The sequence below is a fragment of the Alloprevotella sp. OH1205_COT-284 genome, assembly GCF_003859795.1.
In the GTDB taxonomy this organism is placed as follows: Bacteria; Bacteroidota; Bacteroidia; order Bacteroidales; family Bacteroidaceae; genus Alloprevotella.
This window is the reverse complement of record NZ_RQYI01000078.1, coordinates 1-380: the sequence shown is the minus strand read 5'-3', so window position 1 is coordinate 380 and position 380 is coordinate 1. Positions and strand designations below refer to the sequence as shown.

Here is a 380-nt window from a genome sequence, read left to right as displayed (position 1 = left end):
GGAAAGGAGGACACTATCTCCAAATCAAACTCGACAATCCCGAAACCGATCTCTTCTTCAAGTGGGTGAAGCGCGATGGCAACAACAACAACGGTAGCCCCCGCCTCATAACTATTTGGGGTAGCAATGACGAAAGCCACCTTGAATTAAACAAAAAAGACGGAGAAGGCGAAGGTGCCACCACCGACTTCAATGCCTGGAAAACCTCTTGGGACTCTGTGACCGTTGCCACTTTCAAATACCCCTACGAAGTGACTTGGAAAGATGGCAGCAAGAAAGCCAATGCAGCCGGAACGGCTTACGCCAAGTTGAGCAAAGCCTACAAATTCCTCCGCATCGAAGTGACTCGTCGCGTCAATGACGGTGATGTTCCCGGTGGC

At 50.8% G+C, this 380-nt stretch carries 1 protein-coding gene; it reads left to right on the top strand.

All coding sequences use genetic code 11. The features are described from left to right. Nucleotides 1-380: hypothetical protein (locus EII14_RS09380; RefSeq protein ID WP_158608370.1), on the top strand; the 380-nt coding region annotated here is incomplete at both ends.